Source organism: Campylobacter sp. LMG 7929, assembly GCF_024723595.1.
Taxonomy (GTDB): domain Bacteria; phylum Campylobacterota; class Campylobacteria; order Campylobacterales; family Campylobacteraceae; genus Campylobacter_D.
In genome coordinates this window covers 13,131-30,466 of record NZ_JANQCY010000009.1, presented here as the reverse complement: position 1 = coordinate 30,466, position 17,336 = coordinate 13,131, and the positions used below count along the sequence as shown (strand labels likewise).

The window sequence follows — 17,336 nt, the reverse complement described above, 5'->3', positions numbered from 1 at the left end:
TTACCTAAAATAAAAAATTCTCATTTTTGCACAACTTGATCTGCTATTATAGCTTATTTCTTCTTTGGAGGCACTTATAGCTTTTTTACTTAAAATTTTCCCAAGACTATGTCCTTTGCCACATTCGCATTTTATGGCTCTTTCATCACAAATGCAGTCTTTTTCCCATCTTTTAAAAGTATTTTTTACTATCCTATCTTCCAAAGAATGAAAACTAATAATGGCTAATTTACAATCTTTTAATTTTGCTTTTTCTATGTTTTCAAGCAAGGATTTTAATTCGCCAAGCTCATTATTTACTTCTATACGCAAAGCTTGAAATACAAGCAAAGCTAAAGACACATTGCGTCCTTTTAGCTTAGCATTTCCTATAATTTGACTTAATTCTTTTGCGCTTGCAATCTCTTTTTGACTTCTTGCATTGATGATTTTTTGAGCAAGCATTGAAGCAACCGGTGTTAAATCTCCATAGTCTTTAAAAATTTGCTCCAAGGCTTCCTTGCTGTAAGAATTTACCACTTCTTTAGCGCTTAAAGGATTATTTTGATCCATTCTCATATCTAAAAAATCAGAATTTAGTGAAAAACCTCTATCATTTTTGTCAAGCTGCAAAGAAGATACACCTATATCAGCTAAAATTCCTCTTAAGTTTTGCGTTGGAATTTGAGTTAAAATATCTTTAAAACCTATATGGTTAAAACTTATCCTATCTTGAAAATTTTTTAAAAACTCTTTAGAAAAATTTAAAGCTTCTAAATCTTTATCACAAGCAATTAATCTTAGTTTCTCATGAGCTTGTAATAATGCCTTAGAATGCCCTCCATAACCCAAGGTACAATCTAAAAAATCTCCACTATCAAAATCATCAAAAGCATTTAAAACTTCTTGTAATAAAACAGGAATATGTGGACTTTGCAAAATAAACCTTTAAAATATTTTTTAGTATAATATCTTAGCAAAGTTTAAAACAAGGTTTTTAATGAATAAAGAAAATATCATTTCTCAAATCAAAATACTTTCTACTTCAATGTTTAAAAAAAATTTTTTTGGAATTTGCCACGGATCAGTTTCAGCAAAACTATCTCAAAGTTCTTTTATTATAAATAAAAATGACACTTTTTTAAATCAACTAGATGAAAAAAGTTTAAGTATTTTAAAATTTGCAAAAGATTATAGCTGGGATGAGGCAAGCAGCGATAGTGAAATCCATAAAAGTATATATGAGAATATACCTGAAGCTAAATTTATATGTTTTGCCTGTCCAACCTATACCTTATCTATGAGTTTAAATCATGATTTTATAACACCTCAAGATTATTTTGGTGAAATTTTTCTAGAAGAAATTCGAGTTTATAATCCTAAAAATTATGAAGATTGGGAGGATAGATCACAAACTGAAATTTATCGTTATATGTTAGAACAAAAACAAAATTTTGTTGTTGTAAAGGGCTATGGTATATTTGCCTATGGTAGAACAAGTTATGAATTAGGTAAAATTATAGATTTAATTGAAAATTCTTGCAAAATTATCCATTTAGCGGAAACAAATTTATCATAATAATTTAAAATTAATCTTTTATTAATCACAAATTATTTATAATTTATAGTTTAATTTATTTAATCAGATTGGGGTAAAAATGCTCACTTGGATGCAGCATCATAAAAAATACTTAGTTGTAACTATTTGGATTAGCGTTATTGCTTTTGTTGGAGCAGGTTTTGTTGGTTGGGGGAGTTATGATTTTAACACCGACAGGTCAAATTCTGTTGCAAAAGTAGGCGATGAAAAAATAAGTTATGATGAGTTTAATCTTAAATATTCTCAATTATTTGGCTATTATTCTCAGCTAAACAATGGCAATTACACACAAGAACAAGCACAAAAAGATGGCTTAGATACCCAAGCTATTAATGAACTTATACAAGAAAAACTACTACTTTCTTATGCTAAAACCTTGGGTTTAAATGTGAGCGAGGAAGAAATTGCTTATGATTTAGCACATCAAAAAATCTTTCATAATGCTTCAGGTGTTTTTGACAAAAATTTATACTATAATCTGCTTGCAAGAAACAACTATACACCAAAAACTTATGAAAAAATCATTCACGATGAGTTATTACTTAAAAAAATCAATGCTATTTTAAATTTACAAATCAAACTAAATGAACTTGATATGTTTGGCGCAAGTTTTTTAATGCAAGATAGTTTAAAAGTTCAAGCTATAAAACTTGATAATAAAAACATAACAATGGATGAAAAAGAGTTAAAACAAACTTGGGAGAAAAATAAAGAACTCTATAAGACGCAAAAAAGTTACGAGCTTGCAACTTATTTTTTAAACCCTGATATAATCAAAATTGATGACAAAGAAATCCAAGCTTACTATGAAGAAAATAAAAATGATTATAAAGATTTTGCGGGGAAAATTCTAAGTCTAGAACAAAGCAAAGATAAAGTTATAAAAGATTTAAAACTTTCTAAACTTAAACTTAAAGCCAATGAAAGCTATGTGGCTTTGAGAAAAAACGAGCTTAATTTTGATAAAAATATCACAATCAGCGATGCTGATATTTATTATCCTTTAGAAAATATACAAAAAGCTAAAGAAAATGATTTTATTAAGCCTTTTAAATTTGAAAACGGCTATATGATTGCAAAAATTATAAAAATAAATCCTATACAAACTATGACTTTTGAGCAAGCTAAAAACGAAGTAAGTAAACTTTACATTAAAGAAAAAACTAAAGTCTTATTAGAAGAAAAAGCAAAACTCGCCCTAGATAATTTCCAAGGTATAGACATAGGTACTTATAGCCGTGACTCAAGCAAAAATGCAAAAGTGGGTAATATGATGAATGATACTGAATTTAGCGAGTTTTTAATGCATGTATTTGACTCAAATAAAGCTAAATCTTATGTATTATTTGATGATAAAGCAATAGTTTATGAGATCACAAAGCAAACTTTAGAAAATAAAAACAAAGAAGAAATTTACAAATTTATCATAGAGCAAAGCGCTAAACAAACTAAACAAGCTTTACTTAAGGAAGAATTATTAAAAAAACTTATAGAATTATATCCAATTCAACGCTATTATAAAGGAAATACAAATTGAATATTTTAGGAATTGACTTAGGCTCAATACAAACTTGCGCCATATTAGCACAAAAAAGCGAAGAAGGACTAAAAGTCATTGGTTTTGGAAAATCAAAATCAAATGGTATAAAAAAAGGAGCAATTACTAATATAGAACTTGCTTCAAAATCCATAGAAGAAGCAGTAGCTGATGCACAAATGATGTCAGGCGTGCATTATGATAAAGTAATTGTATCTATTTCAGGTGCTTATGCAAAAAGCGTAGATAGTATAGGTGTAGTTAATATACCAAATCATGAAATAGGTATTAAAGAAATTCACAGAGCAGTAAGCACAGCAAAGCATACTGCAAATATACCTAGTGGATATGAAATCATTCATGTATTACCTTATAATTTTAAAGTAAATGATCTTGAACATGTAGAAGATCCTTTGGGAATGAGTGGAAATCGCCTTGAAGTTTCTACGCATATTGTAATCTCGCAAGAAGTGCATATTAAAAATCTAAAAAAAGCTGTGGAGCTTGCTGATCTTAGAGTAGATAACATCGTTCTTTCAGGCTATGCTTCTTCTATTGCTTGCTTTGATGATAGTGAAAAAGAATTAGGTGCTATTTTAATCGATATGGGTGGAGCAGTTTGCGATATGGTCATTCATGCGGGTAATTCTATACGCTACAATGAATGCTTGCAAATTGGCTCAGTAAATATCACCAATGATTTATCCATAGCTTTACATACCCCACCAAAAGAAGCAGAAAAACTAAAATTAAATTATGCATCTTTAGCGCAAAATGAAAACTCAATTATACAAATTCCATACATGGGTGATGAAAAAAGAAAAAATGAAGTTTCGGTAGAAGTCATATCCAATGTAATTTATGCAAGAATTGAAGAAACTATTATTATTTTAGCTAAAATGCTAAGCGATAATGCTTGTGCAAATCAAGCAGGAGCAGGTATAGTATTAACAGGTGGAATGACAAAATTTGCAGGACTTGATAAGCTTGCTTCAGCTTATTTTGATAATAAAGCTGTTAGAATAGCGACTGCAAAAAAAGATACTATGGATGGTTTTAAAGAAATTTTTGAAGATGCAGAAAATAGCTGTGCTATAGGTCTTTGTTTATATGGTGGTGGGCATTTTACTCCTTATGAATTAGATTCTAATGAGAAACTAAGATACAAAGGGGAACCTGAATTTATCAATAAGCAGATCAAACAAAATCTTACCATAGATGAAAACGAAGAAGAAAATAAAGATTTTGAAGAAATTTTTCAAGATCAAAAAGAATTTGAAGATAAAAAAACAGAATTAGCAAAAATAGAAACAAAGAAAGATAAAAAAACGAATTTAATGCATAAATTTTGGAATAAATTAATAAACCAGTTCTAATAGGAGACACAATGAGCGAATATCTAGTGGAAGAAATGCAACACGCAAAAGGTGCAAAAATAAAAGTCATAGGCTGCGGTGGCGGTGGCGGTAACATGATAGATCATATGGTAAATATGGGTTTACATGATCTTGATCTTATTTCAGCTAATACTGATGCACAAGCTATAGCTAAATCTTTAGCAAAAACTAGAATTCAACTAGGTGAGAAAAAAACCAAGGGTTTGGGTGCTGGAATGCAACCAGAAATTGGAGCAGAAAGCGCAAGAGAAAGTTTTGAAGAAGTAAAAGCTGCTTTAAGTCAAAGCGACATAGTATTTATTTCAGCAGGACTTGGTGGTGGAACTGGTACAGGTGCAGCTCCTGTTGTAGCACAAGCTGCTAAAGAAGTAGGTGCGCTAACTGTTTCAGTTGTAACTATGCCTTTTGCATTTGAAGGAAAACAAAGAAAAAAATTAGCAGAAGCTGGTTTAGCTGAATTAAAAAAAGAAAGTGATTCTATCATTGTAATCCAAAACGAAAAACTTCTTAGCATACTCCCAAAAAAAGCAGGTATAAAAGAAGCATTTAAACTAGTTGATGATATTTTAGCTAGAGCTGTTAGGGGTATGGTGTCTATCCTTTTAGAAGATGGCGATATTAATGTTGACTTTGCTGATGTTAGAACTGTTATGAGCCACAGAGGTTTAGCACTAATGGGCGTAGGTCATGGAGAAGGTGAAAATGCTATCATGGATGCATTATCAAGTGCTATAGAATCTCCATTATTAGACGGCATGACTATGAAAGGCGTTAAAGGCGTAATCATCCATTATAAAATTGGTCCTGAATGCTCATTGATAGAAATTTCACAAGCTACTCAAAGCATTAGCGATATAGCAGATGAAAACGCAAAAGTAATCTTTGGTGCAACAACTGATGAGAGTATGGGTGATCGCGTTGAAGTTACTATCATTGCTACAGGTTTTGAAGATAAAGCTGAAATAGAAAGTGCTAAAGAACAAGAAGAAAGTAAAAAAAATAGCTATATGAATTTACGTAAAGCTAGCGGTGGATTTGATGAAGAAGTGATTTCTCAGCTTGATGTTCCTGCTTTCTTGCGTCGCCAAATGGATTAATTTTTTAGTAAAAATCCTTATATGAATTCTTCATTATTATGTGATTTTTACGAACTAAGTATGGCTTATGCTTATTTTAAACAAAATATGCATAAGCAGATTGTTTATTTTGAAGTTTTTTTTAGAAAAGCTCCTGATAATGCTTCTTATGCTGTTTTTTGTGGATTAGAACAAATCATAAATCATATTAATCATTTTTCTTTCTCTAAAGATGACATAATTTTTTTAAAAAATACTAAAAAATTTGATGATGAATTTTTAAACTACCTTTCAACTTTAAAATTTAGTGGAGATATACTAAGTGTTAAAGAAGGTAAATGTATTTTTGCTAATACACCTTTAATGATTATCAAAGCACCTATAATAGAAGCTTTATTGTTAGAAACTTTCATACTTTTAACCCTAAATCATCAATGTCTAATTGCCACTAAAGCTAGTAGAATTGCTCAAATTGCAAAAGAAAAATTGCTTTTAGAATTTGGCTCTCGTAGAGCTCATGGAGAAAGTGCGGCTTTAAATGGCGCTAGAGCTGCTTTTATAGGTGGTTTTCATGCAAGTGCTTGTACTTTAGCTGGGAAAAAATTTAACATTCCTATTAATGGAACCATGTCTCATGCTTGGGTGCAAATGTTTGATGATGAGCTAAGCGCTTTTAGGGTATATTGTCAAATTTATAAAGATAATATAAGTCTTTTGATTGATACTTATGATTATAAAAAAGGTATTGAAAATGCTATTTTAGTTTTTAATGAGTTAAATGCACAAGATTCCATGCAAAATTATTCTATCCGTATTGACTCAGGAAATTTGCTTAAAATCTCTAAATATATTAGAAAAAAACTAGATCTTGCTGGCTTAACAAAATGCAAAATCATAGCTAGTAATGCCTTAGATGAGTTCATCATAGAAAAATTACTAAAAGACAAAGCTCCAATCGATGCTTTTGGCATTGGAGAAAAGCTTATTACTTCGGCAAGTTCGCCTATTTTTGGAGCTGTTTATAAGCTTGTTGCATTAGAAAAAAACAATCAAATCATCCCTAAAATAAAAATCAGCGCAAGCTCAAGCAAAACAACCTTGCCACATTTTAAAAAACTCATAAGGTATTATAAAGAAAATAAAGCAAGTTTTGATATCTTATATGCACATGATGAAAGTATTAAAAATTATCAAGGTTATACATATAAAAATTTACATGAGCTTATTTTTAAAGATGGAAAATTAATCTATGAGCTTCCTAACTTGAAAAATATTCAAGAGTATCATAAAAAAAGTATTGATAGTTTGGATTTTAAACTAAAAAAACTTCAAAATCCAAGTATTTATAAAGTAAAAATTTCTAAAAAATTACAAAATATGCAAAAAACTTACTTAGAAAAAAATTAATCTTTTTTTCTAAGTTTTACCTCATCTTCTACTTCAAGTAAAAATCTATCTACAAGCTCATCTTCTTTTAATTTTGCCACTACTTCGCCATGTCTTATAACTAAACCTTGATTTTTTCCAAAAGCAATAGCCACATCAGCACCCTTAGCCTCGCCCAAGGCATTTACAACACAACCCATAACACTTATATTTAATGGTTCTTTTATATGCTTAGTTTTTTCTTCTACTATTTTAATCGCTTTGATCAAATCACTTTGAATTCTTCCACAAGTTGGACATGAGATGATATTTACTCCACTTTTTTGCACTCCACTATCTTGCAAAATAGCCCTTGCTACTTTAATCTCTTCTTCAAGCTCCCCTGTCATAGAAACTCTCATTGTATCGCCTATACCTTTTAAAAGCAAATTTCCTAAAGCAATCGAGCTTTTAACCGTGCTATGAAATTTAGTCCCTGCCTCAGTAACTCCTAAATGAAATGGATAATCACAAAGTGGTCTTAGAGCTTCATAAGCTTTTATGGTATTTTGCACATCTGAAGTTTTCATAGAAATTTTAATATCAAAAAAGTCTAAATCTTCTAGTAATTTTATATTATATAAAGCGCTCCCAAGCATAGCTTCTATATTATAACCATATTTATCGCTAAATTGCTTTTCTATAGAGCCATGATTTACCCCTATTCTAATAGGAATTTTCCTTTGTTTACAAGCTTGCACCACTTCTTTGATATTTTCTTTTGAGCCTATATTTCCTGGGTTAATTCTCACCCCATCGATAAATTCAGCACAAAAGACTGCTAGCTTATGATTAAAATGTATATCCACTATTAAAGGTAAGGGACTTTTTGCTTTGATTTCTTTTAAAGCTCTTGCATCTGCCATATCCAAACAGGCTAAACGCACTATATTTGCACCAGCAAAATAAAGTCTGTTAAGCTGCTCTAAACAACCTTCAATATCTCTTGTTTTAGTAAAAAGCATAGATTGCACTGAAATAGGAGCATCTCCACCTATTAAAACATCACCTACTTTTATTTGTCTTGTTTTGTACCTTGTCATTAAAATCACTCTAAAAATATTTTTAGAGTATTATAGCCCAAAAATGGGCTATATCATTAATCTTTTTTATTTTTATTAAGAGATTTATATTTTATATCTGTATCTCTTGTTAAAAGGGTAAAAATTTGATTTGTCAAATCTTGAGTAAGTTTTTTAGCTTCCATTTGATTTTGCAATGAAAAATCAACTAAAATTTGCTTTGCTTTGTTCTTATCTTTTTTATAAAGACTTAAATATTCTTTTTCCATAGCTTCTTGTTTTAAAGATGTGTCTTTTTCAAATTTAGCATAAGCATTTTTTACGATAGGAGCATATTTATTATAATCACTCATTACAAGAGTTTGCAACTTGCGATAAATCCAATAAATTGATTTATCATCAGCTTCATTTGTTCCTTGTTGATATCCTGCAATAAACTCATCATTACCAAAATAATAAGGCAAATACACACTCAAATCAGCCATTCCTATTGCGACATAATTTAACCTACCTATTTCTTTAGGAAGCCACGGTCTAACTTGCATAATGTGAGATTCATAAGTTCTAAACACACTCACAACACGGTAAATGTTTTCATTTTCATTGAAATTTGCATATGGATCATATTTTGTTCCATCATAGTGCGATCTTAAAGCTTTTTTTAAATCATCCACACTAAGTTTTTGCTCAGGTTGCAAAAACACATTAAAATTAGCGCCATTTTTTACATCTTGATTTAAAGATGGATTAAACATTTTTTGTATCCACCAAACTCTAGGATAATTATAAGTTAAATCTCTATCATCATTTCTTGTATAAACTTTAAAAAAATCAAAATCCTTATCCACTTTAGGATTATACGCTTTATGTATTATGGCAAAATTTATTAAATTTTTAGAATGCAAGGTATTTTCATCGTTGAATTTTAGTTGTTTTAGCCTACCTTGATTCGCACTAACAAAATACGAATTATTAGGAATTTTTACAGCCATCCACTGATGTGCTGTGGCACTTTCTAAATACCAAATTTCTTTAGAATCCACAAAAGCTACCCCAAAACCCTCAGCAGCTCCTTGTTTTTCTATAATATCACCCAATAATAAAACACCTTCTTTTGCACTTTTAATTCTTGGAAGAAAAACATCCAAAATATCATCTTCACTAATGCCATTTTTCTCATTATAAGGATCAAATTTTAAAAGTTCATCTTTTGCATAAATTGATTCAGTAGCACTTATCCCAACACCCATTTCATTAAAACCAGTAGCACCGTGTAATTTACTTTGCCAATTAGCTATGGTACTATATTGAAAAGATTTAGTAGGCAAAGGGTAAGTAAAATCATTCATTCCTTGATGTGCTTTAGTGCTATAAATACCTTTTTGATTTTCAACTCTTGGGTGGATTAGAAAAACTTGTGCTTTATCTGCCTTACTATCAGCACTTCTTGCAACCAACATAGAGCCATCTTTACTTGCTTCATTTGGTACTAAAATAGTAGTGCAAGCTAAAGTATTATTAAACAAAGCACCAAAAAGTACACAACCTGCAAGAAAACTAAACTTTTTCATTTTCTCTCCTTTAAATTTAAGAAATTAAAAAAGTATATTCTTATCAAAATAAATTTAAAATTAAAAATAAAATATTGTTTTTATTATAAAATAATAATTATTTATAAATAAATATATTTTTCAAGAAAAATCAACTGGATCTATATCGCAAGTAATATTTTTAAAATTTAAAGCAAAATGCTCAAATTTTACAAGTTCTTGATGGGTATTAGCACGCAATAACACATAAAAACGCCATTTTTTATTTAGCATTTCAATACCACAAGCACCATGGCCTACTAATTGCACTTGTTTTAATTCTTGAACTTTATTAGCTATAAATTCACACAAATTTAAAGCTTTATTTTTATCCTCATCTTCAATAATTAGCCTTAAAAGTCTTTTAAATGGAGGATAAAGTTCATTTCTAGCATTTAATTCATCTTTTAAAAAACTATCGTAATCTTGTATATATTTTTCAAAAAAAGATCTATTTTTAGTTTGTAAAAGCACCCTACCCTCACCCTTTCGACCTGCACGACCTGCTACTTGCATAGCAAGAGCCAAAGTCTCTTCTAAGGCTTTAAAATTAGGCCTAAATAAATATTCATCAAGCCCCAAAATCACACTCAAATCAACGTTGTGATAATCATGTCCTTTAGCAAGCATGGAAGTGCCTACTAAAATATCAATTTTTTCTTGGTTAAAATCTTTTAAAATCATATCAAGCTTTTTTACACTGCTAATCTCATCACTATCAAATCTTTTTATGATAGGATTAAACTCCGCTAATTCTTTTTCTAAAAGCTCACAAAGCTCTGCTGTGCCCATTTTTTTAGCTTCAAGCATAACTCCATTGCAAGTTGGGCAGGTTTGATCGATTTCTTTAGTGAAATTACAATAATGACATTTTAATGCATTTTTATTTTTATGTAAACTCAAAGCAATAGAACAAAAAGGGCATTTAATGGTATTAGTACATTCTTTGCATAAAATTTGTCTAAAATTTGCCCTTGTAGGTAAAAATACCACGGCTTGCTTTTTATTTCTTAAGCTAATTTTTAATTCTAAAAGCAATTTTGATGAAACACTAAGCTCACTCTGATCGTATAAAAACTGCTTTTTACTTTCAAAGAAAGTTCCTTTAAGTCTAAAACAAGGATGTTTATAAAAACTTACAACACTTGGAGTAGCAGAACCCAAAAGAACTTTTATATGTATTTTTTTTGCTATAAATAAAGCCAAATCTCTTGCATTGATTTTTGGATTATTAGAAGCTTTATAAGAATTATCATGCTCTTCATCAATAATAATCAAACCCAAATTCTTAAAAGGTAAAAACAAAGCCGACCTAGCTCCCACCACTAAAAGAGCTTTTGAATTTGCTAAATTTTGCAAATATTCTTGCTTTTTTTTCTTAGTAATTTTAGAATGCCACAAGAAAAAATGCTCGCCAAAATACACTTTTAATCTTTTTTGCATTTGTGGAGTTAGAGCGATTTCTGGCATTAAAAGCAAAACCTGCTTTCCTTGCTCTAGATATTCTTTTATCAAGCTAATATAAATTTCAGTTTTACCACTTCCTGTATCACCAAATAGCAAACTAGTTTGTTTAGTTTTTATAAATTCCAAAGCCTCTTGTTGGTTTTTACTTAAACTAGGTACTTTTTCTATATGAATTTTTTCATTTTTATACTCTTTAATGCTTTCAAACATACCTAAAACAAAAGCTATTTTACTAGCATAATAATAAGCAATAAATTGAGCAAGTTCGTATTGATATTGCGTTAGTTTAAAACCTGTTTTTTCCTTTATGGCTTGGGTTTTAAAATCAGGCTTTGAACATTTTTGTAAAATTATAGCTTTGAGATTTTTTTTCCTTGCAAGATCGACTATTACCTCATCTAAAATTTCAAATTCTTCTTCACTTTCATAAGTTAAGGTATCTAAATAATATCCTTTAATAGCAAGTTGATAAAAATTCAAAACCCATAATCCTTACAATTTAAACTCACACATTCTAAAAAAACTTTTTCACTATTATAAGAAAAATCTATGTAATTTTTAGTATTTATAAAAAATCTATATTGAGTATTTGCTATTTTCATCCACGATTTTTTAGATGAAATGATTGGTTTATCTAAAACGCTGTAAGTACATTGTTTCGTATTTTTATAATTTTGAGAATTAGAACATACAAATAATTTTTGATTTTCACTATTTATTAAAGCTTCATCTAAAATTGCTGGAAAATCCTTACTTTCTTTAAATAAAAACTGATTTCTAAGTAAAGACAAAGAAGCATTGATAAGTTCTACCTCACTTTTTACTTGAATGAGTTTAGCATCGTTTTTTCCAAAAGAAAAATACGGATAAGCAATTACGCTAAGAATAGCAATAATCATCATACAAAAAACAAGCTCTATCAATGTAAAAGCTTTTTTTGTTTGCATTTATTTTATTTCTTCATCGATAGTATTGATAAGTTTATTGAGTTCTTTTTTTAAGATATAGTTTTCGTAGCTAAGTTTTACAAAAGCATTAATGAAATTTGCAAGCTCTATCTTGCCTGTACCTCCAGAAATTAAAGCAATTTCATCTTCAAGATGATTTGCAAATTCATTACTGCATGTTACAACAAAGTCTTTTGCATAGACATTAATTGTAACTTTTCTTTGGTTATTGTTTGCCAAGAACTGCCTCTATTTTTTTGATCACATCTTCGCTTTCAATATTTTTATTTTTAAGCTCTTCTTCTAAACGTGCGATTTGATTGTTTTTAGCTTCATTTTGTGCTTTTACACTTACTAATTCATTTCTTAAATTTTCATTGATTTCACATACTTCATTATATTTAGCCAAAAGCTCATTTACTTTATCTGTCATTGTGTTGATTATTCTTTCATCATACATATTTTCTTGCCTTTATTGATTTTATATTTAGAGTATTTTAAACACATAATTGTAACAAAAAAAAATTTAATTTTGCATAGCTTTTTGTTTTAAAATTTAAATTTTTACAAAAAATTTTGTGTAAAATTAGCAAAAATACAAGTTAGGAAAATTTATGTTTGAACTTACTAGTGATTTTAAGCCAAGTCCTGATCAAAAACAAGCCATTGATGGTATAGTAAAAAGCATTAAAGCGGGCAATAAATACCAAACCTTGCTAGGTGTTACAGGCAGTGGAAAAACTTTCACTATGGCAAATATCATTAAAAACTTAAACATGCCTACTCTTATCATGAGTCACAATAAAAGCTTATGTGCGCAACTTTATAGCGAATTTAAAGGTTTTTTTGCAAATAATCATGTGGAGTATTTTATAAGCTATTATGATTATTATCAACCAGAAGCTTATATACCAAGAACGGATGTTTTTATAGAAAAAGATAGTTCCACTAATGAAGATTTAGAAAGATTAAGATTGAGCGCAAGCGCTTCGCTTTTAAGTTATGATGATGTTATTTGCATAGCTAGTGTTTCGGCAAATTATGGTTTGGGAAATCCAAGTGAGTATGTAGGTATGGTTTTAATTTTAGAACTAAATATGCAAATTTCACAAAAAGAACTTTTAAAAAAACTTGTAGACATGGGTTATAAACGCAATGATAATTTCTTTGATAGAGCTGATTTTAGAGTAAATGGAGATATAGTAGATATATATCCAGCTTATTATGAAGATGAAGCTATTAGGCTTGAGTTTTTTGGCGATGAGCTTGAGGTGATGTATCATTATAATGTCTTAGAAAATAAAAAAGGTAAAGATTTAAAAAAATTCATACTTTACCCAACCAGTCAATTTAGCGTAGGTGAAGTTAGGCTTAAAGAGGCTATAAAAGGTATAAAAGCTGAATTAAATAAACGCCTTGCTTATTTTGAAAATGAAAATAAACTCGTAGAAGCACAAAGGTTAAAACAAAGAGTAGAATTTGACCTTGAAATGCTTCAAAGCACTGGAATGTGTAAAGGAGTTGAAAATTATGCTTTGCATTTAACAGGGCTTAAAAGTGGTGATACACCTTATACACTTTTTGATTATTTTGCTATTAAAAACCAAGACTTTTTAGTCATTGTAGATGAATCTCATGTATCTTTACCACAATTTCGCGGGATGTTTGCAGGGGATAGAAGTAGAAAACAAACTTTGGTTGATTATGGTTTTCGTTTGCCAAGCGCCTTAGATAATAGACCTTTGATGTTTGATGAATTTATTAATAAAAATTGTAAATTTTTATTTGTTTCAGCTACACCTGCACCTTTAGAGTTAGAATTAAGCAAAGAAAATATTTTTTATCAAATCATGCGTCCAACAGGGCTTTTAGATCCTAAAATAGAAATCAAAGATAGTGAAAATCAAGTAGAAATTTTATACGATGAAGCCAAAAAAGTTATAGAACGCAATGAAAGAGTTTTAATAACCGTTTTAACTAAAAAAATGGCTGAAGAGCTTAGTAAATACTACTTAGAACTTGGCTTAAAAGTAAAATACATGCACTCAGAAATTGATGCAATAGAGCGTAATGAAATCATCCGTGGTTTAAGAAGTGGTGCTTTTGATATTTTAATCGGAATTAATCTTTTAAGAGAAGGACTTGACTTGCCTGAAGTTTCTCTTATAGCCATTATGGATGCAGATAAAGAAGGCTTTTTAAGAAGTACCACTGCACTCATTCAAACGATGGGGCGTGCTGCTAGAAATGTCAATGGAAAAGTTTTACTTTTTGCCAAAAAAATCACAAAATCTATGCAAGAAGCTATAGATACTACTAATGAAAGAAGGGCTTTACAAGAAGCTTATAATAAAAAACACAACATCACACCAACCTCAGTAAAAAGAAATATAGAAGAAAGTTTAAAACATGAACTTGAGCAAGGAGAAATTTATCGTAAAGGCAAAGAACTTGAAAAAATGCCTGCAAAAGAACGCGCTAAAATAGTAAAAGAATTAAGAAAACAAATGTTAGAAGCAGCTAAAAATCTTGAATTTGAAAAAGCGGCAATGCTTAGAGATGAGATTAATAAATTAAGAACTTTATAATCCCTTAAATAAAGGGATTATTTATTTGCTCTTTCTATATATTCTCCACGCACAGTATCAACGCGAATTACTTCCCCTTCTAATACATGGAAAGGAATTTGCACTACTGCACCTGTTTCTAAAGTAGCTGGCTTTTTGTTTGAACCTTGAGTATCACCTTTAAAATTTGGTGCTGTTTCGATAATTTTAAGCTCCATTACTTGAGGCACCTCCACACCTATTGCTTTTCCATTATGGAATAAAACATCCACCATAGTTCCATCAAGCATCCATTTTTTAGCTTCACCCACATCTTCATCGCTAATTGCAACTTGCTCATAAGTTTGAGTATCCATAAATTGACAATTTTCACCATCATCATATAGATATTGCATTTGCTTTTCTTCTAAATTTGGAGATTCGCATTTATCTCCTGCATGGAAAGTTTTTTCCAAAACCTTACCATCGATAAAAGATTTAATTTTAATACGAACAAAAGCAGGACCTTTTCCTGGTTTTACATGTTGATATTCTACGATTTTAAAAGGAATACCATCAATTTCTATTTTTAAACCTTTTTTTAAATCTCCCATTCCATAAGAAGCCATATATTTTCCTTAATTTTAAAATTAAAAAATAATTGTAACAATTAAGGCTTATAAAAAGCCTTAAATTTCTGCATATTCTGCAAAAATACAAGCATCAACTGCCCTTAATTCCCCAAGTAAAGCTTTTGAAATTTTTGCATCAAGCAAAATCACAGCTAAAGCTTTTCCAAAACCATTTCTACCAAGTCTAAAATCAGCTATATTGACATTATTTTTAGCTAAAATTCCGCTAACATTAGCAATAACTCCTGGTATATCATTGTTATTTAAAATTATCATTTTCCCTTTTGGTTTAAAATCTACATCAAAACCATTTAACTCTACTATCCTTTGTTCGTTTTCACCAAAAATAGTTCCTGAAATAGAAAGGTTAGAATTATCTGTAATTACCTTTATGGTGATTTTGTTACTATAACCACTACTTGGTAAAATACAAGAAGAAAGTTCCACACCCTTGTCTTTAGCTACAAAATGTGCATTAATATAATTAATATTTTCACCTAAAATTCCTCTTAAAACACTCACTGTTGCAAAAGTTAGCAAAGACTCATTATACTCACTAATTTGTCCTTCACTTTCAAGTTTAATAGCTTTAATAGGAGTTTTATCAAGCTGAGCAGCCAAAAAGCCCATTTTAGAAATAAGCTCAATATAAGGTGCTACAAAACTTGGCAAATCTTCAGTTTTAATTGGTAAATTTAAAGCATTAGGATAAGAAATTCCTCTTGCGGCATTTAAAGCTTGCTCACATGCTTGGATAGCTATATTTTCTTGACTTTCTAAGGTATTTGCACCAAGATGAGAAGTAACAGAAACATTTTCAAAATCTAAAAATGGATGATTAGTTGCAGGTTCTTTATTAAACACATCGATACCAAGCCAAGCTATTTTACCACTTTTTAATCCTTCACACAAAGCATCTTCATTATAAAGACCACCTCTAGCACAATTTATCAATCTTACGCCATCTTTCATTTTAGAAATTTCTTCAAAAGAAATCATATCTGTTGTTTCTTTTGTTTTTGGTGTATGCATAGTAATAAAATCACTTTGAGTTAAAATTGTATCTAAAGAATTCACGCACTCAATACCCAAATCAGTCATTTTAGAAGCTACCACATAAGGATCATAAGCTATAACTTTCATACCAAAAGCTTTTGCGCGTACAGCTACTCTTGAACCTATATTACCAAAACCTATAACCCCTAAAGTTTTGTTCATAAGTTCAATACCATACCATTTTTCTCTTTCCCATCTTCTTTGTATTTTTAAAAAATTATGAGCATTTACAAAAGATCTTGCAGAGCATAATAGATGATTCATAGTAAGTTCAACTGCTGCTATGGTATTAGCCGTTGGCACATTCATAACTATAATGCCTTTTTTAGAGCATTCATCTATATCAACATTATCAACTCCAACGCCTGCTCTAACTAAGGCTTTTAAATTAGAACATGCATTGATAAATTTCAAATCCACATCTGTTGAACTTCTAGTAATAGCCACATCTACATCACTTAATTTTGTTAAAAGCTCATCTTTAGGTAAATGCGCTGCTTCAATAAGTTCTACATCATCAGCTTTTCTTAAAAGCTCCGCACCTTTGTCTAATATTGCATCACATACAATAATTTTTTTCATAACCAAACCTCCTTTAATTTTGCATTTATGTTGTAAATTTTTAATTTGTCGATCAGTGCGTTTAAAACTTTTTCATTATTTGTATCTAAATAAATTGCCACTTCATCTTTGCTTTGTGTTAAAGTGTATTTGATAAAAAAAGAATGCAAAGTTTGCTTTAAACAAAACATAGAATAAACATCGTTTTTGTTTACATCGAGCATATAAAATTTTTGTTTTGGTTTTACTACAGAATCATCCATATTAAAACTCATATAAAATTCATTCGCTGCTGGAGAAAAATCATTAACTTTAAGATTTGAAAGTTTATCTTGCCAAGTTTGTGGTAATTCTTTTTTTATCTCATCAAAAGAATATTTAACATTTTGTGAGATAGGCAAATTTCCAACACTTACATATCTCACCATAAAAACAAAAGCAACAATCAAAACTAGGCTTAAAAAGCCTAAAATACCATAAAGGGTATATTTTTTCATTTGTT

General features: G+C 29.8%; 16 protein-coding genes. 6 read left to right on the top strand and 10 right to left on the bottom strand.

All coding sequences use genetic code 11. The annotated features are described in order from the left end of the window. Nucleotides 1–918, bottom strand: coding sequence for a 16S rRNA (cytosine(1402)-N(4))-methyltransferase RsmH (rsmH, locus tag CAMP5118_RS05540; RefSeq protein WP_337216810.1), 918 nt, complete (start codon nucleotides 916–918; stop codon nucleotides 1–3). A 61-nt stretch (nucleotides 919–979) separates the two neighbouring features. Between rsmH and CAMP5118_RS05535 the strand changes: the two genes are divergently transcribed. From CAMP5118_RS05535 to CAMP5118_RS05515, 5 genes are all read left to right on the top strand, one after another. After that, on the top strand, nucleotides 980–1,558 hold the full coding sequence (locus CAMP5118_RS05535; RefSeq protein WP_257397147.1) for a class II aldolase and adducin N-terminal domain-containing protein: 579 nt from the start codon (nucleotides 980–982) through the stop codon (nucleotides 1,556–1,558). 79 nt (nucleotides 1,559–1,637) lie between these two features. Then, the gene (locus CAMP5118_RS05530) at nucleotides 1,638–3,116 is read left to right on the top strand and encodes a peptidylprolyl isomerase (RefSeq protein ID WP_263679178.1); all 1,479 of its coding nucleotides are present in this window, start codon (nucleotides 1,638–1,640) and stop codon (nucleotides 3,114–3,116) included. Beyond that, nucleotides 3,113–4,492, top strand: a complete 1,380-nt coding sequence (gene ftsA, locus CAMP5118_RS05525) for a cell division protein FtsA (protein ID WP_263679177.1) — start codon at nucleotides 3,113–3,115, stop codon at nucleotides 4,490–4,492. The genes CAMP5118_RS05530 and ftsA overlap by 4 nt, the downstream gene beginning before the upstream one ends. Before the next feature lie 11 nt (nucleotides 4,493–4,503). Continuing rightward, nucleotides 4,504–5,610, top strand: a complete 1,107-nt coding sequence (gene ftsZ / locus CAMP5118_RS05520; RefSeq protein WP_039626779.1) for a cell division protein FtsZ — start codon at nucleotides 4,504–4,506, stop codon at nucleotides 5,608–5,610. A 21-nt stretch (nucleotides 5,611–5,631) separates the two neighbouring features. Next, nucleotides 5,632–6,996, top strand: a complete 1,365-nt coding sequence (locus CAMP5118_RS05515) for a nicotinate phosphoribosyltransferase (RefSeq protein ID WP_263679175.1) — start codon at nucleotides 5,632–5,634, stop codon at nucleotides 6,994–6,996. Here CAMP5118_RS05515 and ispG read toward each other — a convergent pair. The 6 genes from ispG to CAMP5118_RS05485 all read right to left on the bottom strand — a co-directional run bounded on the left by ispG (nucleotide 6,993) and on the right by CAMP5118_RS05485 (nucleotide 12,499). Then, nucleotides 6,993–8,057, bottom strand: a complete 1,065-nt coding sequence (gene ispG / locus CAMP5118_RS05510) for a flavodoxin-dependent (E)-4-hydroxy-3-methylbut-2-enyl-diphosphate synthase (protein ID WP_412175499.1) — start codon at nucleotides 8,055–8,057, stop codon at nucleotides 6,993–6,995. The two genes, CAMP5118_RS05515 and ispG, sit on opposite strands and share 4 nt — an antisense overlap. 56 nt (nucleotides 8,058–8,113) lie before the next feature. Next, nucleotides 8,114–9,607 carry a C69 family dipeptidase gene (locus tag CAMP5118_RS05505; RefSeq protein ID WP_337216809.1) on the bottom strand — a complete coding sequence of 498 codons (1,494 nt, stop codon included), beginning with the start codon at nucleotides 9,605–9,607 and terminating at the stop codon, nucleotides 8,114–8,116. A 120-nt stretch (nucleotides 9,608–9,727) separates the two neighbouring features. After that, nucleotides 9,728–11,572 (bottom strand): primosomal protein N', encoded by a 1,845-nt coding sequence (locus tag CAMP5118_RS05500; protein WP_263679173.1) that lies wholly within the window; start codon nucleotides 11,570–11,572, stop codon nucleotides 9,728–9,730. Beyond that, complete coding sequence (locus CAMP5118_RS05495) at nucleotides 11,569–12,039, bottom strand: type II secretion system protein (RefSeq protein WP_337216808.1); 471 nt, start codon at nucleotides 12,037–12,039, stop codon at nucleotides 11,569–11,571. The genes CAMP5118_RS05500 and CAMP5118_RS05495 overlap by 4 nt, the downstream gene beginning before the upstream one ends. Continuing rightward, entirely contained in the window at nucleotides 12,040–12,279 is a 240-nt protein-coding gene (locus CAMP5118_RS05490; protein WP_012661889.1) for a hypothetical protein, read from the bottom strand. After that, nucleotides 12,266–12,499, bottom strand: a complete 234-nt coding sequence (locus tag CAMP5118_RS05485; protein WP_012661890.1) for a hypothetical protein — start codon at nucleotides 12,497–12,499, stop codon at nucleotides 12,266–12,268. Before CAMP5118_RS05485 ends, CAMP5118_RS05490 begins: the two co-directional genes overlap by 14 nt. Nucleotides 12,500–12,653: 154 nt before the next feature. Here CAMP5118_RS05485 and uvrB point away from each other — a divergent pair, with 154 nt between their 5' ends. Then, nucleotides 12,654–14,627, top strand: a complete 1,974-nt coding sequence (uvrB, locus tag CAMP5118_RS05480; protein WP_263679170.1) for an excinuclease ABC subunit UvrB — start codon at nucleotides 12,654–12,656, stop codon at nucleotides 14,625–14,627. Between the two features lie 17 nt (nucleotides 14,628–14,644). Here the strand turns inward: uvrB and efp are convergent, their stop codons facing one another. The 3 genes from efp to CAMP5118_RS05465 are packed head-to-tail and all read right to left on the bottom strand — an operon-like array spanning nucleotide 14,645 to nucleotide 17,331. Next, on the bottom strand, nucleotides 14,645–15,214 hold the full coding sequence (gene efp, locus CAMP5118_RS05475; RefSeq protein WP_039618934.1) for an elongation factor P: 570 nt from the start codon (nucleotides 15,212–15,214) through the stop codon (nucleotides 14,645–14,647). Between the two features lie 60 nt (nucleotides 15,215–15,274). Continuing rightward, a complete protein-coding gene (serA, locus tag CAMP5118_RS05470) occupies nucleotides 15,275–16,855 on the bottom strand; it encodes a phosphoglycerate dehydrogenase (protein WP_337216807.1) in 1,581 nt (526 codons plus the stop codon). Next, on the bottom strand, nucleotides 16,852–17,331 hold the full coding sequence (locus tag CAMP5118_RS05465) for a hypothetical protein (protein WP_220555329.1): 480 nt from the start codon (nucleotides 17,329–17,331) through the stop codon (nucleotides 16,852–16,854). The genes serA and CAMP5118_RS05465 overlap by 4 nt, the downstream gene beginning before the upstream one ends. Between the last annotated feature and the right edge of the window lie 5 nt (nucleotides 17,332–17,336).